We start from the raw sequence: 21,920 nt of genomic DNA, 5'->3' as shown, positions 1-21,920 counted from the left end.
TGTTTAATGTTTATTATTTCGTTCTCGAATGGCTATGATCTGCAATTTCATTATTTTCCTAAACAGAACTGACTAAATAATTGGTCAATTAATTCATCACTTGCGGATTCACCAATAATCTCACCTAATAGTTCCCATGTACGCGTTAAATCAATTTGAACCATGTCCATAGGAATACCAGATTCCGCTGCCTCAATCGCATCTTGAATTGCATTTCTAGCTTGTTTCAATAGAGAAATATGTCTTGAATTAGATACATATGTCATATCTTGGTTTTGAACATCGCCACCAAAGAATAAATCACGTATTTGTAATTCTAGTTGATCGATGCCTTCTTGTTTAAGCATAGAGGTTTGAATAAGTGGCGTATCACCAATCATTTCTTTAACTTCATCTATATCTAAATGTTGTTCTAAATCTGTTTTATTTACAATGACGATAGCATCTTCATTTTTGATAACTTCATATAAAGTACGATCCTCTTGTGTTAAAGGTTCATTATTATTTAAGACAAATAAGATTAAATCTGCTTCGCTTAAGGCTTTTCGTGAACGTTCAACACCAATCTTTTCAACGATATCTTCAGTGTCACGAATGCCCGCAGTGTCTACCAATCTTAAAGGTACACCTCTGACATTAACGTATTCTTCTAAGACGTCACGCGTCGTACCTGCAACTTCAGTTACAATCGCTTTATTATCTTGAATAAGATTATTTAACATTGATGATTTCCCTACATTTGGTTTACCAACAATTACTGTTGAAAGACCTTCTCTCATAATCTTACCTTGTGTCCCAGTTTCTAATAGAAGGTTAATTTCGTTTTTAATTTTTTTAGATTGTTCTAATAAGAACTCTGTTGTTGCATCTTCAACATCGTCATATTCAGGATAATCAATGTTCACTTCTACTTGCGCGAGAATTTCTAAAATGGATTGTCGTTGTCGTTTAATTAAGTCGCTGAGACGCCCTTCAATTTGATTCATAGCAACTTTAGAAGCACGATCTGTTTTAGAACGAATAAAGTCCATAACAGCTTCAGCTTGAGATAAATCAATTCGTCCGTTTAAGAATGCACGCTTAGTATATTCACCCGGCTCTGCCATTCTAGCGCCATACGTCATTGTTAGTTCTAATATACGATTAATGGTTAAAATACCACCGTGACAATTAATTTCAATAATATCCTCACGGGTAAATGTTCTTGGTGCTCTCAACACAGATATCATAACTTCTTCAACAACTTCATTTGTTTCTGGATCGACGATATGACCATAGTTAATCGTATGGGAATCTACGTCTTCTAACTTTTTCTTTCCTTTATATAGTTTATCTCCAATTTCAACGGCTTGCGGTCCAGATAAACGGACAATACCAATTGCACCTTCACCCATTGGCGTTGAAATACTAGTAATTGTATCGAAATCCATGATTATCCTCGCCTCCTTATTCAAGTAAAATTTCATTATAACATTGTAATTTGTTTCTATTAAAATTGCTAACAAGTTGATTGATTGTTATAAAGGTAAGACTCCTGTTTGTCTGACGTCAGACTGACGGTAGTCTTAACATCTCCCCTACCCTGCTTATTTAATCCTTTTATTAAACACTTTCGCAATTTTAAGTACATGTTCTAAGCTACCTTGAATTTCAAGTGTAGACATGTCTTTAGCTGGTTGCCTAGCGATAACGATAATGTCACGTGCGATGATATCTTCTTTATGAACTTTGAAATTTTCTCTAATCGCACGTTTAATTCTGTTTCGAGTCACTGCATTACCTAACTTTTTAGATACGCTAATTCCTAATCGGAAATGATCTTTATTACTATTATAGGTATAAACAACAAACTGTCTATTTGCTACCGATTTGCCTCTTTTATAAATGGTTTGGAAATCAGTATTCTTTTTAATACGGTAAGCTTTCTCCACGTTCACATCACTCGCTTATATTATTCTTTGCCATTCTATTTTATGTTCGTTCTGATATAGCGTGTCCCAATTTATACCTATTGAAACGAAAAAAAAGACCACTGAGAAGTCAGTGATCTTATGCTGATAAAACTTTACGGCCTTTACGACGACGACGTGCTAAAACTTTACGGCCATTTTTAGTGCTCATACGTTTTCTGAAACCATGAACTTTACTATGTTTACGTTTATTTGGTTGATAAGTACGTTTTACCATGCAAAACACCTCCATCTACATATTTATCCAGCTCACTCGCTCTTGTAGTGATCCTGATTATTTTAATAGATAAATTATACTTTCTGATATCAGAATTCTTGTTTTAATTCAATTTTATCTAGTCATAATTCAAGCAACTACTACAATATAACAAATTACTATTTATAAAGCAAGCAGCATTTGCAGTAAGATACTATTTTTTTAGTAAACTTTGTCACAAAATCATTTTTTAATATTTATACATTTTGCGCCGAGTCTATAGTACTTTCGTTATTCATTTTAAATACATCTTTATAAATTATTTCCCAAGGCTGTTATAATACATGGTGCTTTTATTTCAAAAATTATCCACTTATACACAGATGACCATTCAATAATTGTGGATAATATAACCATTATTAACAGATTTATACCTAATTTAACAACATATTCACACCTATTTGACATCTCTCTTGGTTAAAAAGTATAATTGTGTGGATAAGTCGTCTAATTCATTATTTTAACAGGATTTATTTATTGATTTTATATACGTTTTTAGTGTGAATAAATCATAGCATATATAAAGTTATCCACCGAATGTTATTAACTTGTGGATAATTATTAACATGCTGTGATTATTTTTATCCACTTGTCTAAATGTCTGTGTATAAGTCTTAAATTTAAAGAAGATGGAGTTTATTATATGTCAGAACAAGAAATTTGGAAAAAAGTATTAGACGTTGCTGAATCAGAAATATCTAAATCGACATTTAATACTTTTTTGAAAGATACGGAGCTTAAAGAAATTCGTGATAACGTTGCAATCATTTTCGTAATACATGAATTTTATGCAGAGTGGTTAAATTCTAACTATAAAGAAGTTATTCAAACAATTATGAAAGATGTTATTGGTTATGAAGTTGAACCCAAATTTTTCACTGCTGAACAATTAGCAGAACTTGATGAAGAGAGTCGTAAAGCTAAATCACCAAGCAGCGAACCTCAGCGTCACATCATTGAGGATGTTCATGAAGGTACAGATCAATTTAATACACACAATACATTTGATACGTTCGTTATTGGACCTGGTAATAGATTTCCACATGCAGCAAGTCTTGCAGTTGCTGAAGCACCAGCCCAAGCATACAATCCTCTATTTATTTATGGTGGTGTGGGTCTTGGTAAAACGCACCTTATGCATGCGATTGGTCATCATGTTCTCAGTAATCAACCAAATGCTAAAGTGCTATACACTTCAAGTGAAAAATTCACAAATGACTTCATTAAATCAATTCGTAACAATGAACCAGAAGCTTTTAGAGAGAAATATAGAAACATTGACGTGTTACTGATTGACGATATTCAATTCATTCAAAATAAAGAACAAACGCAAGAGGAGTTCTTCCACACATTTAATGAATTACATCAAAATAAGAAGCAAATTGTCATTTCAAGTGACCGCCCACCTAAAGAAATCGCTAAATTAGAGGACCGTTTACGTTCTCGATTTGAATGGGGCTTAATCGTTGATATTACGCCTCCTGATTATGAAACACGTATGGCAATTCTTCAGAAAAAAATCGAAGAAGAAAATTTAGAAATTCCAGCTGAAGCATTAAATTATATTGCTAATCAAATTCAATCAAACATTCGTGAATTAGAAGGTGCGCTCACGCGTTTACTTGCCTATTCGAAGCTTCAAGGCAGACCGATTACAACTGAATTAGCAGCAGAAGCACTTAAAGATATTATTCAAGTTCCTAAATCTAAAAAGATTACAATTCAAGATATTCAGAAAGTCGTTGGGCATTACTATAACGTTCGTATTGAAGATTTTAGTGCGAAAAAACGTACCAAATCAATTGCGTATCCTCGTCAAATCGCTATGTATCTATCAAGGGAACTTACTGATTTCTCATTACCTAAGATTGGTGAAGAATTCGGTGGTCGCGATCATACAACGGTTATTCATGCACACGAGAAAATCGCAAAGGATATCAAAGCAGATCCAATTTTTAAACAAGAAGTAGAAGATTTAGAAAAAGAAATTCGCAATCAATAATGTAAACATTCGAAACTGTTATACAACAGATTACGACGTTTAAGAGTGGGAAATAATATAAATGGTCTGTTACCTTGAATGAAGCGCCAATAAGTCTGACAAGTGAACAAGATGATTTTGTTAGCAATTGTGGATAATGTTAAAAAGTAATACACAGCATCAACAGTTTATCCACATGTGTATAACTTTGGCACATAAGGATTTTCTTAACATATCCACTAATCCACAAGCCCTACTACTATTACTATGAATTTAAAACCTATATAATTATATATAAACGACTGGAAGGAGTTTAAATTAATGATGGAATTCACAATTAGAAGAGATTATTTTATTAATCAATTAAATGACACATTAAAAGCCATCTCACCAAGAACAACATTACCGATTTTAACAGGTATCAAAATCGATGCTAAAGACAACGAGGTCATTCTTACTGGTTCAGATTCTGAGATATCTATTGAAATTACAATCCCTAAACAAGTTGATGGTGAGGATATTGTCACTATTTCTGAAACAGGTTCAGTAGTGCTTCCTGGTCGTTTCTTCGTAGATATTATTAAAAAATTACCAGGTAAAGACGTAAAATTATCAACAAACGAACAATTCCAAACACTGATTACATCTGGACATTCAGAATTTAACTTAAGTGGTTTAGATCCTGATCAATATCCATTATTACCTCAAGTATCACGTGATGACGCCATTCAATTATCAGTAAAAGTCTTAAAAAATATCATTGCACAAACAAATTTCGCAGTGTCCACCTCAGAAACACGCCCAGTACTTACTGGTGTGAACTGGCTTATACAAGATAATGAATTAATATGCACTGCGACTGATTCACACCGCTTAGCTGTAAGAAAATTGAAGTTGGAAGATGAGTCAGAAAACAAAAATGTCATTATTCCAGGTAAAGCTTTATCAGAATTGAATAAAATTATGAGTGATAGTGATGAAGAAATCGATATTTTCTTCGCTTCAAACCAAGTATTATTTAAAGTTGGTAATGTAAACTTTATTTCTCGTTTATTAGAAGGTCATTATCCAGATACGACACGTCTATTCCCAGAGAATTATGAAATTAAATTAGGTTTAGACAACGGTGAATTCTATCACGCAATTGATCGTGCTTCTTTATTAGCACGAGAAGGTGGTAACAATGTTATTAAGTTGAGCACAGGTAATGACGTTGTAGAATTATCATCAACATCACCTGAAATCGGTACTGTAAAAGAAGAAGTGACAGCAACTGATGTAGAAGGTGGCAACTTGAAGATTTCATTTAACTCTCGTTATATGATGGATGCGCTGAAGGCAATCGATAATGATGAAGTTGAAGTAGAATTCTTTGGTACGATGAAACCATTCATTCTTAAACCAAAAGCAGATGACTCTGTTACGCAATTAATTTTACCAATTAGAACATATTAGTTTTAGAGGGCCATACCCTCAGCATCAAAAAATTAGGAGTTAGACAATGCATTCTTAAAGAATGTTGTCTAACTCCTTTTTAAAATACATAATAAGCACATTCAGCCTTCAATATAGACGTTAATCTTAAAAACTAGTGGATAACTCTAAACAACTTCTTTTTACGCAAAAATGGCCCTTAAAATTAAAAATAGGGCTATATGAGTAATGAAATCATTTTTAACCCCTTTGCTTATTCAAAAAAAGCCGCTTCAATTTGAAAAATATAGGCAATTTTCCTTCAAAATTTAAATATGTATAAAGATATTGTGAAGTAAACGGTTTCACATTCCATTTTAAATGAAATTTAAACCTAAAAAAGGTATAATATATTAATGACACATAAAGAAACGGAGTGATTATTTTGGTTCAAGAAGTAGTGGTTGAAGGCGATATTACGTTAGGCCAGTTTCTTAAAACTGAAGGCATTATAGAATCAGGTGGCCAAGCTAAATGGTTCTTACAAGATTATGAAGTTTTAATTAATGGTGAACGCGAAACACGTCGTGGTAAAAAACTAGCCAACCAAGATCGAATTGATTTCCCTGATATCCCTGAAATTGATTCTGTAATCATTATTCATCAAGGTGAACAATGAAACTTAAAACACTCCAATTAGAGAATTATCGTAACTATGAAGAAGTTACGCTTGAATGTCATCCTGATGTGAATATTCTGATCGGAGAAAATGCACAAGGGAAGACGAATTTACTTGAATCAATTTACACATTAGCTTTAGCTAAAAGTCATCGCACATCGAATGACAAGGAGCTTATACGGTTTAACTCAGAGTATGCTAAAATAGAGGGTGTACTAAATTATAGACATGGAACGATGCCATTAACGATGTTTATAACTAAAAAAGGTAAACAAGTAAAAGTGAACCACTTAGAACAAAGTCGACTAACGCAGTATGTTGGACATCTTAACGTGGTTCTTTTTGCGCCAGAAGACTTAAATATTGTCAAAGGTGCACCACAGATACGAAGACGGTTCATTGATATGGAATTAGGTCAAATCTCTGCAGTTTATCTAAATGACTTGGCTCAATACCAACGTATTCTTAAACAGAAGAATAACTACTTAAAGCAGTTGCAACTTGGTCATAAACAAGACACTACGATGTTAGAAGTCTTAAACCAACAATTTGCGCAATATGCATTGAATGTAACGTTGAGACGAGCACATTTCATCAAAGAATTAGAATCATTGGCTAAACCGATTCATGCTGGTATCACTAATGACAGAGAAACGTTATCGTTGACTTATTTACCAAGTATAAAACTCAGTGATATGGATAAAGATGCGCAAGCGTTATTAGACGAAGTGATTACACTGTTAAATGACAATATTAAGCGTGAAATGGAACGTGGTGTTTGTTTATTTGGCCCGCATAGAGATGATTTAGGCTTTAATGTAAATGATATGGATGCGCAAACATATGGGTCTCAAGGACAACAACGTACGACCGCATTATCCATTAAACTAGCAGAAATAGAGTTAATGAACATTGAAGTTGGAGAATATCCAATCTTACTACTAGATGATGTGTTAAGCGAATTAGATGATTCTCGACAAACACATTTACTAAGCACGATTCAACATAAAGTACAAACCTTTGTAACGACAACATCCGTAGACGGCATAGATCATGAGATTATGAACAATGCTAAGCTTTATCGAATCAATCAAGGTGAAATTATAAAGTAATAGAAAGTGATGGTGAATACATTGTCAGATGTAAACAACACAGATAACTATGGTGCTGGACAGATACAGGTATTAGAAGGGTTAGAAGCCGTTCGTAAAAGACCTGGTATGTATATAGGTTCAACTTCAGAGAGAGGTTTGCACCACTTAGTATGGGAAATCGTGGATAACAGTATCGACGAGGCACTTGCTGGTTATGCAGATCAAATTGAAGTAATTATTGAAAAAGACAATTGGATTAAAGTAACTGACAATGGTCGAGGTATTCCTGTTGATATTCAAGAAAAAATGGGTCGTCCAGCAGTTGAAGTTATCTTAACTGTACTGCATGCTGGTGGTAAATTCGGCGGTGGCGGTTATAAAGTATCTGGCGGTCTACATGGTGTAGGTTCTTCAGTTGTTAACGCATTGTCTGAAGACTTAGAGGTATACGTTCATCGTAACGATACAATCTATCATCAAGCATATAAAAAAGGTGTACCACAATTTGATCTTAAAGAAGTAGGTAGCACTGATAAAACAGGTACAGTGATTCGCTTTAAAGCAGATGGCGAAATATTCACTGAAACAACCGTTTATGACTATGAAACACTTCAAAAACGTATTAGAGAGCTGGCATTCTTAAACAAAGGTATTTCAATCACTTTAAGAGATGAACGTGAAGATGAAGAACAACGTGAAGATACATATCATTATGAAGGCGGTATTAAATCTTACGTTGAATTACTAAATGAAAATAAAGAGCCAATTCATGAAGAGCCAATCTATATCCACCAAACTAAAGATGATGTAGAAATTGAAATCGCTATGCAGTATAACAGTGGTTATGCAACGAACTTATTATCTTATGCGAACAATATTCACACGTATGAAGGTGGTACGCATGAAGATGGCTTTAAACGTGCATTAACACGTATATTAAATAGTTACGGCACACAAAGTAAAATCATTAAAGATGACAAAGAAAGATTGTCTGGTGAAGATACACGTGAAGGTTTAACAGCTGTCGTATCAATTAAACATGGTGATCCTCAATTCGAAGGACAAACAAAGACGAAATTAGGTAACTCTGAAGTACGTCAAATTGTTGATAGATTGTTTGCTGAACATTTTGAACGTTTCTTATACGAACATCCAAATGTTGCTCGCATTGTTGTGGAAAAAGGAATCATGGCATCACGTGCACGTGTTGCAGCTAAAAAAGCGCGTGAAGTAACACGCCGTAAATCAGCTTTAGAAATTTCAAGCTTACCAGGTAAACTTGCCGATTGTTCAAGTAAGAAACCTGAAGAAAGTGAAATCTTCCTAGTAGAGGGTGACTCTGCCGGGGGGTCTACAAAAGAAGGTCGTGACTCTAAAACACAAGCAATTTTGCCATTAAGAGGTAAAATCTTAAACGTTGAAAAAGCACGTCTAGACCGTATTCTAAATAACAATGAAATACGTCAAATGATTACAGCCTTTGGTACTGGTATTGGCGGCGAGTTCGATATCACTAAAGCACGTTATCATAAAATTGTAATTATGACAGATGCTGATGTCGATGGTGCACATATTAGAACGCTACTACTAACGTTCTTCTATCGTTTCATGAGACCATTAATTGAAGCGGGATATGTATATATCGCACAACCACCATTGTACAAATTGGCCCAAGGTAAACAAAAATATTATGTATTTAACGATCGTGAACTTGATAAATTAAAATCAGAATTAAGTCCTACGCCTAAATGGCAAATTTCACGTTATAAAGGTTTAGGAGAAATGAATGCGGATCAATTATGGGAAACGACAATGAATCCTGAAAACCGTATGATGTTACAAGTTAAATTAGATGATGCGATTGAAGCGGACCAAACGTTTGAAATGTTAATGGGTGATGTCGTTGAAAATCGCAGACAATTTATCGAAGACAATGCAGTATATGCAAACCTAGATTTCTAAATTAGCGTGAACGAATGAACATGTTGAAGACTGTATAGCGAATGGCTTGCAGTCTTGCTATTTTAAGTGAATTGATTATAGAAGGAGGATATCTTGATGGCTGACTTACCTCAATCAAGAATAAATGAACGAAATATAACCAGCGAGATGCGCGAATCATTTTTAGACTATGCAATGAGCGTTATCGTTTCACGTGCGTTACCTGATGTACGTGATGGTTTAAAACCTGTACACCGTCGTATCTTATATGGCTTAAATGAACAAGGTATGACCCCTGATAAACCATATAAAAAATCAGCACGTATCGTTGGGGATGTAATGGGTAAATATCACCCTCACGGAGACTTATCAATTTATGATGCCATGGTTAGAATGGCACAAACATTCAGCTATCGCTATCCACTTGTTGATGGTCAAGGTAACTTCGGTTCAATGGACGGTGATGGTGCCGCTGCCATGCGTTATACTGAAGCGAAGATGACTAAAATTACGTTAGAACTACTACGTGATATTAATAAAGATACGATTGATTTCCTAGATAACTATGATGGTACTGAAAGAGAGCCGGAAGTCTTACCTTCTCGTTTCCCTAACTTATTAGTGAACGGTGCATCAGGTATTGCTGTAGGTATGGCAACAAATATTCCTCCTCACAATTTAACTGAAGTCATCAACGGTGTTTTACATTTAAGTAAGAATCCAGATGTTACGATTGCAGAACTTATGGAAGATATTCAAGGCCCTGATTTTCCAACAGCTGGTTTAATCCTAGGCAAGAGTGGTATCCGACGCGCATATGAAACAGGACGTGGCTCCATTCAAATGCGTGCACGTGCAGAAATTGAAGAACGTGGTGGCGGTCGCCAACGTATCGTAGTGACTCAAATCCCATATCAAGTTAATAAAGCACGTATGATTGAAAAGATAGCAGAACTTGTTCGTGACAAGAAAATCGAAGGTATTACAGATTTACGTGATGAAACAAGTTTACGTACAGGTGTTAGAGTAGTTATTGATGTACGTAAAGATGCAAACGCCAATGTTATCTTGAACAATCTCTACAAACAAACACCATTACAAACGTCATTCGGTGTGAATATGATTGCACTGGTTAATGGACGTCCAAAATTAATCAATTTAAAACAAGCTTTAGTTGAATACTTAGAGCATCAAAAGACTGTCGTACGCCGTCGTACAGAATATAACTTGAAAAAAGCGAAAGACCGTGCACATATCTTAGAAGGTTTACGCATTGCATTAGATCATATCGACGAGATTATTACGACAATTCGTGAATCAGAAACAGATAAAGTCGCAATGGAAACATTACAATCGCGTTTTAAATTGTCTGAACGCCAAGCACAAGCAATTCTTGATATGCGTTTAAGACGTTTAACAGGTTTAGAACGAGATAAAATTGAAAATGAATATAACGAATTGCTCGGCTATATTTCTGAATTAGAAGCAATCTTAGCCGATGACGAAGTGTTACTTCAATTAGTTCGAGATGAATTAACAGACATCAAAGAACGTTTCGGTGACGAACGTCGTACGGAAATTCAATTAGGTGGTTTAGATGATCTCGAAGATGAAGATCTTATTCCAGAAGAACAAATTGTTATTACATTAAGTCATAATAACTATATTAAACGATTACCTGTTTCTACGTATCGTTCACAACACCGTGGAGGACGTGGTGTTCAAGGTATGAATACATTGGAAGAAGACTTCGTCAGCCAACTTGTTACGTTAAGTACGCATGACCATGTTTTATTCTTCACGAATAAAGGTCGTGTATACAAACTTAAAGGTTATGAAGTGCCAGAATTATCTCGACAATCTAAAGGTATTCCAGTCATCAATGCGATTGAATTGGATAATGATGAGACAATCAGTACTATGATTGCGGTTAGAGATCTCGAAGATGAAGATAGTTACTTAGTATTTGCAACTAAAAACGGTATTGTGAAACGTTCTGCGTTAAGCAATTTCTCACATATCAATAAGAATGGTAAAATTGCGATTGGTTTCAAAGAAGATGATGAATTAATTGCAGTCCGTCTTACAGATGGTCACCAAGACATCTTAATTGGTACATCTCACGCTTCATTAATCAGATTTGCAGAAACAAGTTTACGTCCATTAGGTCGAACTGCTGCAGGTGTAAGAGGTATCTCATTACGTGAAGATGATGTTGTAGTAGGTCTAGATGTTGCCCATGCCGATAGTGAAGATGAAATTCTTGTTGTCACTGAAAATGGTTATGGTAAACGTACGCCAGTAAGTGAATATCGCTTATCAAACCGTGGCGGTAAAGGTATTAAGACTGCGAAGATTACAGAACGTAATGGTAACATCGTTTGTATCACAACAGTTACTGGTGAAGAAGATTTAATGATTGTTACCAATAGTGGTGTGATTATTCGTTTAGAAGTAGAAGATATTTCTCAAAATGGTCGTGCAACACAAGGTGTACGCTTAATGAAACTAGGCGAAGATCAATTTGTTTCAACGGTTGCTAAAGTCATTGATAAAACAGAAGATGAAGATGCAACTGAAGCAGCACAAGTTGAAGATGGTGAAACAAATGCAGAAAGTACAGAAAGTCCTAGCGAAGAAGTTGTAGATGATGATACACCAGGTAATGCACTCCATACGGAAGCGGATGAAGATACGGAAACAGTAGCTAAGGATAATGCAACAGATGAACGTATTGAAGTTAGACAAGATTTTATGGATCGTGTGAATGAAGACATTGATAATGCATCTAACGATGATGAAGACGGCGAGAATTAAAGGCTAATCCATAGTGATCAGTGATAATAGAATATATTCATTAAATAAAAATAAGACTTCNNGAAGTCTTATTTTTATTTAATTCAATTAGTTTTCTAACTCTTTCATTACATATGGGATTTCACTAATTAAACGTGAAGGTGGCACAACGTACATGGATTCAGATAATTTCTCTCCAATATAACTGTGTGTATATGTTGCGCTTGTAATTGCATCTCTAAAATCATCAAACTGGCCAACAAAGCTAGTAATCATTCCAGCTAATGTATCGCCCATACCACCCGTTGCCATTGCTGGCGTACCAATTGTCAGTCTATATTCCTTATCTTTGAAGAATATTTCAGTACCGTGTTTCTTCAGTACAACAGCAGCACCTAACTTATCAACAGCTTCTCTATTACGTTCGTAAGTTTGTTCTTCAATAGGAATACCACTTAAACGTTCCCATTCTTTTTGATGTGGTGTAAAGATGACACGGCAAGTTGGAATATCAGGTTTTAATTTACTAAATATTGTAATTGCATCGCCATCAACAATTAAATTTTGATGTGGTTGTATATTTTGTAGTAAAAACGTAATTGCGTTATTACCTTTGAAATCGACACCTAACCCTGGTCCAATTAAAATGCTATCAGTGTTTTCAATCATTTTCGTTAACATTTTAGTGTCGTTAATATCGATTACCATTGCCTCTGGACAACGTGAATGGAGTGCCGCATGGTTTGTAGGATGTGTAGCTACTGTAATTAACCCACTTCCACTATAAACACATGCACGTGCAGCTAACATAATTGCGCCTCCTAAATTGGCACTTCCACCTATCAGTAGAATCTTTCCATAGTCACCTTTATGTGTCTCTTCTTTTCTCTTTGGAATATTAACAGTTGTTAATGTTTCCATAAATTAAACCCTCCCTTGAAGACGTTGTGAACGTATAATGCTAGAAAAATGTGTGTACCGCCAATACTGTATATAACTCAAATTTCAAGTGACAATGAAATGCGTAGCGATAGCATCCATAATGACCTAGGTGATTGAGTTCTAAATTGGATTGTTTGTCTATACCTTTTTTAAATACAATAGAAAATATTATACCTGTGAAAGACTTTCGTCAACACTATTATGAAGAATATTTAATTATACGTATCATAAGGTACCTACATGGCTTTATAGAGGGCGTATATAATAAGATAAATATAATATTATTTAGCATTTACTTGCTAATTATAGAGGAGTTTGCTATATTAAAAATAACTTAATAAGTTATTGTTCGTGGGACAAGTAACATAATCAATTAATTTCAGAGAGCTTGTGTTGAGTGTGAACAAGTAATTGATGATTATGCGAATCTACCTACAATTGTGAACAACCGGTAATAACCGTTATTTTAAGGAAAGTGCAATTCGATACATCTATTGTGTCAAATTGTTAAATAGGGTGGCAACGCGTAGACCACGTCCCTTGTAAAGGGGATGTGGTCTTTTTTTATTGAGCAAGACGCATGTTATCCAAAATAAAAATTTTCAAAAAATTGGGAAGGATGAATGTTACATGTTAGACATTAGACTATTCAGAGAAGAAGCTGACAAAGTTAAGAGCAAAATTGAATTACGTGGAGATGATCCTAAAGTTGTTGACGAGGTATTAGAATTAGATAATGAACGCCGTCAATTAATTGGTAAGACTGAAGAAATGAAAGCACGTCGTAACAAAGTAAGTGAAGAAATCGCTGAAAAGAAACGTAATAAAGAAAATGCAGACGACGTTATTAAAGAAATGCGTGAACTTGGTGACGAAATTAAAGAAAACGACGCTAAACTTAATGAAGTGGATAATAAAGTTAGAGATATCTTAATTCGTATTCCTAACCTAATTGCTGAAGATGTACCACAAGGGGATTCTGATGAAGAAAATGTTGAAGTTAAAAAATGGGGTACACCTCGTGAGTTTGACTTCGAACCTAAAGCACACTGGGACTTAGTTGAAGAATTAAAAATGGCAGACTTTGAACGTGCTGCAAAAATTTCAGGTGCGCGTTTCGTATACTTAACTAAAGATGGTGCATTATTAGAACGTGCATTAATGAACTACATGCTTACAAAACATACAACACAACATGGTTACACTGAAATGATGACACCTCAATTAGTTAACGCAGATACAATGTTTGGTACTGGTCAGTTACCTAAATTTGAAGAAGACTTATTCAAAGTTGAAAAAGAAGGTCTATACACAATCCCAACTGCAGAAGTACCATTAACAAACTTCTACAGAGACGAAATCATTCCACCAGGCGAACTACCTGAAAAATTCACTGCTCAAACTGCTTGTTTCCGTAGTGAAGCTGGATCAGCAGGTAGAGATACAAGAGGTTTAATCCGTTTACACCAATTCGACAAAGTTGAAATGGTACGTATCGAAAAACCAGAAGATTCTTGGGATGCATTAGAAGATATGACACAAAATGCGGAAGCAATTCTTGAAGAATTAGGTTTACCTTACCGTCGTGTTATCTTATGTACTGGCGATATTGGTTTCAGTGCAAGTAAAACATATGACTTAGAAGTTTGGTTACCAAGTTATGACAACTATAAAGAAATCAGTTCTTGCTCAAACTGTACTGATTTCCAAGCGCGTCGTGCTAACATCCGCTTCAAACGTGATGCGGCTTCTAAACCAGAATTAGCACATACATTAAATGGTAGTGGTCTTGCAGTAGGTCGTACATTTGCAGCAATCGTTGAAAACTACCAAAATGCAGATGGCTCAATTACAATTCCTGAAGCATTAGTACCATTCATGGGTGGTAAAACTGAAATCCGTCCAGTTAACGACTAATTCAATTATTAGTTAGCTTATAACGTTAATTTATAGAGTTCGGAATAAGCGTTAATATACTAAAGCTACAGTGCAAACTCGCAGTAGCTAACTGAGCTGAGAAGGTGTTTATATAACACTTTTTCAGCTCTCTTTTTATGGTGTTAAACCAATATGAATGTCATAAACAAAGTGAATTGGTGGTAGGAATGCTTCAATGAAACTACATTGAATTGTGGTCTATGATGTCTTAAATATACAATCAATCATGCTAAAAATTCACTTTTTCTTAATAAAGTGATGAAGTAAAAAGAGTGGATTTAGACTGCTTTCAGATCTGTAATATACGCTTTGTTGTCAAAAATAGAAACATTAAATATCCCTTTAAATCAGTAGTTATAAGTAGTCTGTTAGTCTAACATCACACAACCCTATGTCTAACGTTGTTGCCACTCTAGCATCCGTATATTAGACTGAAATTATTAATAAAATACTGTTCTAAAATATTAAGCATAAAGGGAGGTTACAAAGATGACATCACATGTGACGTTTAAGCAAGGCGTTAAAGAATGTATACCTACTTTGTTAGGATACGTTGGGATTGGTTTATCGTTTGGCATTGTAGCTGCGTCACAACATTTTAGTATCATTGAAATTCTATTATTATGTTTACTTGTCTATGCTGGCGCAGCACAATTTATTATTTGTGCACTCGTTGCTACAGGCACACCGATTTCTGCTATTGTTCTTACAACATTGATTGTCAATTCACGTTTCTTCCTATTATCAATGACGTTAGCACCCAATTATAAAGACTATGGTATTTGGAATCGTCTAGGTCTGTCTTCAATTTTGACAGATGAAACATTTGGCGTCGCTATCACACCGCATTTAAAAGGGGAGAAGATAAACGATCGGTGGTTACATGGCTTAAATTTAACCGCATATACATTTTGGGCACTAGCTAGTATTGTTGGTGCGTTACTTGGTAAATATATATCTAATCCAGACATGCTAGGTCTCGATTTTGCGATTACAGCAATGTTTATCTTTTTAACCATGGCACAATTTGAGTCAATTACATCATCTAAACTACGCATATACATTGTACTTATCGTATTTGTTATCGTGATGATGCTTAGCTTAAGTTGGTTTATGCCTTCATACGTTGCAATTCTGATTGCATCGATGCTAGCAGCAACATTAGGGGTGGTGATGGATAAATGACAACATCTTGGCATATGTTTATCTTAATCGTGTTATGTGGACTTGTAACGTTAATCATTCGAGTAGTTCCATTCTTAATGATTTCACGTATTCAACTCTCGGAAACGGTGATTAAATGGCTATCGTTTATTCCAATTACATTATTTACAGCACTGATATTAGATGGCATTATCGTACAACAGGAAGGTGTAGCAGGATACACCCTTAATATTCCGTTTATTCTTGTGACGATTCCAACGGTGTTTATCGCACTTTTCACGCGTAGTCTGACTACAACTATTTTAGTAGGTATTGTGCTGATTGCAGGCCTACGTTTTTTCTTTTAGAAAAGGCAGAACCCAATAGCTAACGATTGAAGTTAGCTATACAATTAGATACAATAAATTCAAATTATAATTTGAATAAGTAAATGAATAGAGATAATAGAACTTATTAAGAGAAGTGGAGGGACACGGCCCTAAGAAACTTCAGCAACCGGCGATGCATACGCACGGTGCTACGACCAACGAGATACTCGAATGATAAGTAATAGAGACGAATCGCCTCATACTTTGAAGAGTATAGGCGATTTTTTTGTATTCAAAGGAGGTAACCGCATGACCAATTACACGGTAGAAACATTAAATTTAGGACCTTTTACAACTGAATCAGGCGAAATGATTAAAAACTTACAATTGCGTTATGAACATGTAGGCTATGCGGGGCAACCACTCGTTGTGGTCTGCCATGCGCTAACTGGTAATCATTTAACATATGGCACAGATGATGCGCCTGGTTGGTGGCGTGAAATCATAGATGGCGGTTATATGCCGATTTATGATTATCAATTTCTTACGTTCAATGTCATCGGTAGCCCCTTTGGTTCAAGTTCTCCTTTAACTGATCCTAATTTTCCGGAGCATTTAACGTTGAGGGATATTGTGAAAGCAATTGAAATGGGGATTCAAGCGCTTGGTTTCAACAAGATTAATATTTTAATTGGTGGTAGTTTAGGTGGAATGCAAGTTATGGAACTGCTCTACAACCATCAATTTCAAGTGGATAAGGCGGTTATTCTAGCGGCTACGGATAAGACGTCATCGTATAGTCGTGCGTTCAACGAAATTGCACGTGAGGCGATTCATCTTGGTGGCAAAGAAGGCCTTAGTATTGCCCGACAATTAGGATTTCTAACGTATCGGTCATCTAAAAGTTATGATCAACGCTTTTCACCCGACGAAGTTGTAAGCTATCAACGACATCAAGGTAATAAATTTAAAGAAACTTATGATTTATCCTGCTATTTAACAATGTTAAATGTATTAGATAGTCATAATGTTGACCGTGGACGTACAAATGTGGATGACGTTTATCAATCATTAGATACAAAGGTTTTAACTATGGGCTTCACGGATGATTTATTATATCCAGATGATCAAGTGAGAGCAGTAGGGGAGCGTTTTAAATATCATCGCCATTTCTTCGTTCCAGATAATGTAGGTCATGATGGCTTTTTATTAAATTTCAATGACTGGGCACCGAACTTATATCATTTTCTTAAAGTAACGAACTTCAAACGAAAATAGATGAAGCGGGTAAGTTAGAATATAGAAGAAAATACGCAATGATGAAATCGTATATTACTCAATCTTCACAATTTGTTTTAATTTTGCTTAGAGGTTAAAATAGAGGTTATAGTCAAAAAAAGTATAGGAGTGGCGAATGTGTTTTCAAAAGTACATCCTAAAGCAACAATTATAGGAACAATTGCACTTGTTATGGTTGCTTTAGTTACGTATGTATTACCAATACTAGGGCTGATTCTATGTTTATTCGCTACGATTCCAGGTATTATTTTATGGAATAAATCTATTCCATCATTTGGAATTGGAGCGCTAATCACAGTTATTCTTACCACATTATTGGGTAATACATTTGTATTAAGTGCCATGATTTTAGTTTTAATACTTAGCTTTATTATTGGCCAATTATTGAAAGAACGTGCCTCTAAAGAACGCATCTTATTTATAGCTACAACATATTTAAGTATATTTACTTTAGTCGCATTTATGCTATTACAAACGTTTAAAAAGATACCTAGCGCTACGACATTAATTAAGCCTTTCAAAGATGCAATGCACAATGCGGTTGTAATGACAGGCGTAGAATCTGATTATAAAACGATTCTAGAAGAATGGTTCCGTCAAATGGCAGTCCAGCTTCCAAGTTTTATAATCGTTATAGTCTTTATTTTAGTCTTAATTAACTTAATTATTACATTTCCAATTCTTCGTAAATTTAAAGTAGCTACACCAATTTTTAAACCATTATTTGCTTGGCAACTTAATCGTTCATTACTTTGGGTTTATATGGTTGTTTTATTATGCGTAATGTTCGCAACAGGGCCAAGTACTTTCCAAAGCATCGTATTAAATTTCGAAGTTGTGTTATCATTACTGATGTATATCCAAGGATTGAGTTTAATTCATTTCTTTGGTAAAGCAAAACGTATTCCAAATGTTGTAACGATATTGCTGATGGTTGTGGGGACAATTATTACACCAGCAACACATATCATTGCATTACTTGGTGTACTTGATTTAGGAATTAATTTAAAACGAATGATTAAAAAATGACTTTAAAAAGTGAATAGAGGTGGAATAATGAACCGTCAATCCACTAAGAAGGCATTACTCATACCATTTATTTTAATGGTACTTACTTCAATTGCACTTGTCGTAGTATGGTTTATCTTTAAACCATTAGTTGCGACCATTGCAGCAGCTATTTTAGTCGTGATGATTATTATTGGCATTGTATTAGTAAGACAGGCCTTGTTGAAAATGGATAATTATGTGGATAATTTAAGTGGTCATATCTCGGCTGGAAGCAATAGGGCAATTAAACGATTGCCAATTGGCATGGTCGTTCTTGATGCTGATGATCATATTGAATGGATTAACCAGTACATGTCTGAACACTTAGAAACGAATGTCATCTCAGAACCAGTCAATGAAGTTTTTCCGAATATTTTAAAGCAGTTGGAAAAGGTACAAGAAGTCGAAATCGAACATGGCCAATATCATTACCATGTACGTCATTCTGAAGAGGAAAATTGTCTATATTTCTTTGATATCACAGATGAAGTGCATACCAATGAACTATATGAAGAATCAAAACCGATTATTGCAACATTATTCTTAGATAACTATGATGAAATCACGCAAAATATGAACGATACACAACGTTCTGAAATCAACTCAATGGTAACACGAGTGATTAGTCGTTGGGCATCAGAATATAATATTTTCTTCAAACGTTATAATTCTGACCAGTTCGTTGCGTATTTAAATCAAAAAATATTAGCCGAAGTTGAAGAATCGAACTTTGAAATTCTTAGCCAACTACGCGAAAAAAGTGTTGGTTACCGTGCCCAATTAACATTGAGTATCGGTGTCGGTGAAGGTACTGAGAACTTAATTGATCTTGGTGAGTTATCACAATCTGGTTTAGATTTAGCATTAGGTCGCGGTGGTGACCAAGTAGCAATTAAAAATATGAACGGAAATGTACGATTCTATGGCGGTAAGACTGACCCGATGGAAAAACGTACGCGTGTAAGAGCGCGTGTTATTTCTCATGCATTAAAGGATATCTTAACCGAAGGCGACAAAGTAATTATTATGGGACACAAACGTCCCGATTTAGATGCGATTGGTGCAGCGATAGGTGTATCAAGATTCGCATTAATGAATAACTTAGAAGCCTACGTAGTCTTGAATGAGGAAGATATTGATCCAACATTACGTCGTGTAATGGATGAAATCGATAAGAAACCAGAATTGAAAGAGCGATTCGTCACATCAGATGAAGCTTGGGATATGATGACATCTAAATCTACGATCGTCGTTGTGGATACACATAAACCAGAGATGGTATTAGATGAGAACATTTTAAATAAAGCTAACCGTAAAGTGGTCATTGACCATCATAGACGAGGAGAAAGCTTTATTTCTAACCCGTTATTAGTTTATATGGAACCTTACGCAAGTTCGACAGCAGAACTTGTGACAGAGTTATTAGAATATCAACCAACTGAACAACGTTTAACACGTTTAGAATCTACAGTCATGTATGCAGGTATTATCGTTGATACACGTAACTTCACATTACGTACAGGTTCTAGAACGTTTGACGCTGCAAGCTATTTACGTGCTCACGGCGCAGATACGATATTAACACAACATTTCTTAAAAGATGATGTCGATACGTATATCAATCGTTCAGAGCTTATTCGAACAGTTGAAGTTCAAGATAATGGTATAGCGATAGCACATGGTTCTAACGAAAAAATTTATCATCCTGTTACAGTTGCACAAGCTGCGGATGAGTTGTTAAGTTTAGAAGGTATAGAGGCTTCTTATGTTGTGGCTAAACGTGAAGATAACTTAATAGGTATCTCAGCACGTTCATTAGGCTCTATTAATGTTCAATTAACGATGGAAGCATTAGGTGGCGGCGGTCACTTAACGAACGCTGCAACGCAATTGAAAGGATTATCAATTGAAGAAGCGATTGAACAATTACAACAAGCAATTACAGAACAAATGAGTAGGAGTGAAGACGCATGAAAGTAATATTCACACAAGACGTTAAAGGTAAAGGTAAAAAAGGCGAAATTAAAGATGTACCAGTAGGTTATGCTAATAACTTTTTAATTAAAAATAACTATGCTGTTGAAGCAACTCCAGGTAATTTAAAACAATTAGAACAACAAAATAAACGTGCTGAAGCGGACAGACAAAAAGAAATCGATGACGCTAAAGCATTAAAAGCTAAATTAGAAGAAATCGAAGTTGAAGTAAGTGCTAAAACTGGTGAAGGTGGCAAATTGTTTGGTTCTGTAAGTACAAAACAAATTGCTGAAGCACTTAAAACACAACATGATATTAAAATTGATAAACGTAAAATGGATTTACCTCAAGGTATCCATGCATTAGGTTATACAAATGTACCTGTTAAATTAGATAAAGAAGTTGAAGGTACTATTCGTGTTCATACAGTAGAAAAGTAAGTTTTCCTTTCCTAGCGGAAAGAAATTTTGTTGGTTGTCTTTTAACTACGCTTAAGTTGATACGCTTTCCCAGGGTACAGTTTTAGCCAGAATTACCTCACAGATAAATCTGTGGGTAATTCTAAGGTCTTCAACTTGTACTGTTCCCTCGGGAGTCTTTCAACTACGCTTCGTTATCCAACCACAAAATTTCTCTTTTTCTAAAAAGAATTTACTATTTTATCTTAAGTGGAATTCTTCAAAATCGTAATTTTAAAAATAAAGTTATTATTTAACTTGAAAAAGTAAAACAAGTTTTTAATTTTAATTGCTAATTATAATAATTTGGGAAGATAAGTAACTCAAACAAATAATTCTAAGATAAATAATGCAGCGTAGTTGTGAGACTCCTAGTGGAAAAGAAAGCGGGAGTGGGACATAAATAATATAATAATGCTATTTAGCAAATTCGCAGTAGTTGACTGAACTGAGAAGGCGCTTAAATCAAGCTTTTCTCAGTTCTAGTCACCCTTGCAGGGGTGGGCGGGGCCCCAACACAAAAAATCACGAAAGTGATTTTACAAGCTAAGCAAGTTGGGGTTACGACGAATTTAAAAGAATTCTGTCCCACTCCCTTTCCCACAGGAAAGCGAAACAACTTAAGCAAGTGACCATTTATCTTAGAATTAAAAT

The 21,920-nt window shown here is 35.1% G+C and carries 17 protein-coding genes, 1 riboswitch and 1 other annotated feature; of the genes, 13 read left to right on the top strand and 4 right to left on the bottom strand.

Going from position 1 to position 21,920, the window contains the following annotated elements:
* Window positions 1-50: 50 nt before the first annotated feature.
* From mnmE to rpmH, 3 genes are all read right to left on the bottom strand, one after another.
* A complete protein-coding gene (mnmE, locus tag JVV30_RS10020; protein WP_204194128.1) occupies window positions 51-1,430 on the bottom strand; it encodes a tRNA uridine-5-carboxymethylaminomethyl(34) synthesis GTPase MnmE in 1,380 nt (459 codons plus the stop codon).
* Window positions 1,431-1,586: 156 nt separating this feature from the next.
* Window positions 1,587-1,937 carry a ribonuclease P protein component gene (gene rnpA / locus JVV30_RS10015; RefSeq protein WP_174841452.1) on the bottom strand — a complete coding sequence of 117 codons (351 nt, stop codon included), beginning with the start codon at window positions 1,935-1,937 and terminating at the stop codon, window positions 1,587-1,589.
* 112 nt (window positions 1,938-2,049) lie between these two features.
* Window positions 2,050-2,187, bottom strand: a complete 138-nt coding sequence (rpmH, locus tag JVV30_RS10010) for a 50S ribosomal protein L34 (protein ID WP_000240855.1) — start codon at window positions 2,185-2,187, stop codon at window positions 2,050-2,052.
* Between the two features lie 682 nt (window positions 2,188-2,869).
* Between rpmH and dnaA the strand changes: the two genes are divergently transcribed.
* The 6 genes from dnaA to gyrA all read left to right on the top strand — a co-directional run bounded on the left by dnaA (window position 2,870) and on the right by gyrA (window position 12,151).
* Window positions 2,870-4,228 carry a chromosomal replication initiator protein DnaA gene (gene dnaA, locus JVV30_RS10005; RefSeq protein ID WP_204194127.1) on the top strand — a complete coding sequence of 453 codons (1,359 nt, stop codon included), beginning with the start codon at window positions 2,870-2,872 and terminating at the stop codon, window positions 4,226-4,228.
* Between the two features lie 300 nt (window positions 4,229-4,528).
* Entirely contained in the window at window positions 4,529-5,662 is a 1,134-nt protein-coding gene (gene dnaN, locus JVV30_RS10000; RefSeq protein WP_053030325.1) for a DNA polymerase III subunit beta, read from the top strand.
* A 394-nt stretch (window positions 5,663-6,056) separates the two neighbouring features.
* A complete protein-coding gene (gene yaaA, locus JVV30_RS09995) occupies window positions 6,057-6,299 on the top strand; it encodes a S4 domain-containing protein YaaA (RefSeq protein ID WP_174841934.1) in 243 nt (80 codons plus the stop codon).
* A complete protein-coding gene (gene recF / locus JVV30_RS09990) occupies window positions 6,296-7,411 on the top strand; it encodes a DNA replication/repair protein RecF (protein WP_053030327.1) in 1,116 nt (371 codons plus the stop codon). The genes yaaA and recF overlap by 4 nt, the downstream gene beginning before the upstream one ends.
* A 9-nt stretch (window positions 7,412-7,420) precedes the next feature.
* Complete coding sequence (gene gyrB / locus JVV30_RS09985; RefSeq protein WP_053030328.1) at window positions 7,421-9,355, top strand: DNA topoisomerase (ATP-hydrolyzing) subunit B; 1,935 nt, start codon at window positions 7,421-7,423, stop codon at window positions 9,353-9,355.
* A 96-nt stretch (window positions 9,356-9,451) separates the two neighbouring features.
* Window positions 9,452-12,151 (top strand): DNA gyrase subunit A, encoded by a 2,700-nt coding sequence (gyrA, locus tag JVV30_RS09980; RefSeq protein WP_204194126.1) that lies wholly within the window; start codon window positions 9,452-9,454, stop codon window positions 12,149-12,151.
* Window positions 12,152-12,238: 87 nt separating this feature from the next.
* On the opposite strand, the gene JVV30_RS09975 is transcribed toward gyrA, so the two are convergent.
* The gene (locus JVV30_RS09975; protein WP_053030330.1) at window positions 12,239-13,051 is read right to left on the bottom strand and encodes an NAD(P)H-hydrate dehydratase; all 813 of its coding nucleotides are present in this window, start codon (window positions 13,049-13,051) and stop codon (window positions 12,239-12,241) included.
* 366 nt (window positions 13,052-13,417) lie between these two features.
* Window positions 13,418-13,616, top strand: a binding site (T-box leader).
* An 86-nt stretch (window positions 13,617-13,702) separates the two neighbouring features.
* Between JVV30_RS09975 and serS the strand changes: the two genes are divergently transcribed.
* The 7 genes from serS to rplI all read left to right on the top strand — a co-directional run bounded on the left by serS (window position 13,703) and on the right by rplI (window position 21,248).
* Window positions 13,703-14,989 (top strand): serine--tRNA ligase, encoded by a 1,287-nt coding sequence (serS, locus tag JVV30_RS09970; protein WP_204194125.1) that lies wholly within the window; start codon window positions 13,703-13,705, stop codon window positions 14,987-14,989.
* 510 nt (window positions 14,990-15,499) lie between these two features.
* Window positions 15,500-16,195: an AzlC family ABC transporter permease gene (locus tag JVV30_RS09965; protein ID WP_053030332.1), complete on the top strand. Its 696-nt coding sequence runs from the start codon at window positions 15,500-15,502 to the stop codon at window positions 16,193-16,195.
* On the top strand, window positions 16,192-16,521 hold the full coding sequence (locus JVV30_RS09960; protein WP_053030333.1) for an AzlD domain-containing protein: 330 nt from the start codon (window positions 16,192-16,194) through the stop codon (window positions 16,519-16,521). The genes JVV30_RS09965 and JVV30_RS09960 overlap by 4 nt, the downstream gene beginning before the upstream one ends.
* Before the next feature lie 100 nt (window positions 16,522-16,621).
* A riboswitch (SAM riboswitch) is annotated at window positions 16,622-16,723 on the top strand.
* Between the two features lie 68 nt (window positions 16,724-16,791).
* Window positions 16,792-17,760, top strand: coding sequence for a homoserine O-acetyltransferase MetX (metX, locus tag JVV30_RS09955; protein WP_053030334.1), 969 nt, complete (start codon window positions 16,792-16,794; stop codon window positions 17,758-17,760).
* Between the two features lie 123 nt (window positions 17,761-17,883).
* Entirely contained in the window at window positions 17,884-18,810 is a 927-nt protein-coding gene (locus JVV30_RS09950; RefSeq protein WP_289327740.1) for a YybS family protein, read from the top strand.
* Between the two features lie 27 nt (window positions 18,811-18,837).
* Window positions 18,838-20,805: a DHH family phosphoesterase gene (locus JVV30_RS09945; protein WP_053030336.1), complete on the top strand. Its 1,968-nt coding sequence runs from the start codon at window positions 18,838-18,840 to the stop codon at window positions 20,803-20,805.
* Window positions 20,802-21,248 (top strand): 50S ribosomal protein L9, encoded by a 447-nt coding sequence (rplI, locus tag JVV30_RS09940; protein ID WP_016930923.1) that lies wholly within the window; start codon window positions 20,802-20,804, stop codon window positions 21,246-21,248. The genes JVV30_RS09945 and rplI overlap by 4 nt, the downstream gene beginning before the upstream one ends.
* Window positions 21,249-21,920: the final 672 nt, after the last annotated feature.

It is taken from the genome of Staphylococcus sp. GDY8P47P (assembly GCF_016892225.1).
GTDB lineage: Bacteria > Bacillota > Bacilli > Staphylococcales > Staphylococcaceae > Staphylococcus > Staphylococcus borealis.
The sequence above is the reverse complement of the archived record's forward strand: the minus strand, read 5'-3'. Positions and strand labels throughout refer to the sequence as shown.

Bases quoted from the DNA above. Each gene is read 5' to 3' on its own strand.
- mnmE (WP_204194128.1), bottom strand. From the start codon at position 1,430: ATGGATTTCGATACAATTACTAGTATTTCAACGCCAATGGGTGAAGGT.
- rpmH (WP_000240855.1), bottom strand. From the start codon at position 2,187: ATGGTAAAACGTACTTATCAACCAAATAAACGTAAACATAGTAAAGTT.
- dnaA (WP_204194127.1), top strand. From the start codon at position 2,870: ATGTCAGAACAAGAAATTTGGAAAAAAGTATTAGACGTTGCTGAATCA.
- dnaN (WP_053030325.1), top strand. From the start codon at position 4,529: ATGATGGAATTCACAATTAGAAGAGATTATTTTATTAATCAATTAAAT.
- recF (WP_053030327.1), top strand. From the start codon at position 6,296: ATGAAACTTAAAACACTCCAATTAGAGAATTATCGTAACTATGAAGAA.
- gyrB (WP_053030328.1), top strand. From the start codon at position 7,421: ATGGTGAATACATTGTCAGATGTAAACAACACAGATAACTATGGTGCT.
- gyrA (WP_204194126.1), top strand. From the start codon at position 9,452: ATGGCTGACTTACCTCAATCAAGAATAAATGAACGAAATATAACCAGC.
- JVV30_RS09975 (WP_053030330.1), bottom strand. From the start codon at position 13,051: ATGGAAACATTAACAACTGTTAATATTCCAAAGAGAAAAGAAGAGACA.
- serS (WP_204194125.1), top strand. From the start codon at position 13,703: ATGTTAGACATTAGACTATTCAGAGAAGAAGCTGACAAAGTTAAGAGC.
- JVV30_RS09965 (WP_053030332.1), top strand. From the start codon at position 15,500: ATGACATCACATGTGACGTTTAAGCAAGGCGTTAAAGAATGTATACCT.
- JVV30_RS09960 (WP_053030333.1), top strand. From the start codon at position 16,192: ATGACAACATCTTGGCATATGTTTATCTTAATCGTGTTATGTGGACTT.
- metX (WP_053030334.1), top strand. From the start codon at position 16,792: ATGACCAATTACACGGTAGAAACATTAAATTTAGGACCTTTTACAACT.
- JVV30_RS09945 (WP_053030336.1), top strand. From the start codon at position 18,838: ATGAACCGTCAATCCACTAAGAAGGCATTACTCATACCATTTATTTTA.
- rplI (WP_016930923.1), top strand. From the start codon at position 20,802: ATGAAAGTAATATTCACACAAGACGTTAAAGGTAAAGGTAAAAAAGGC.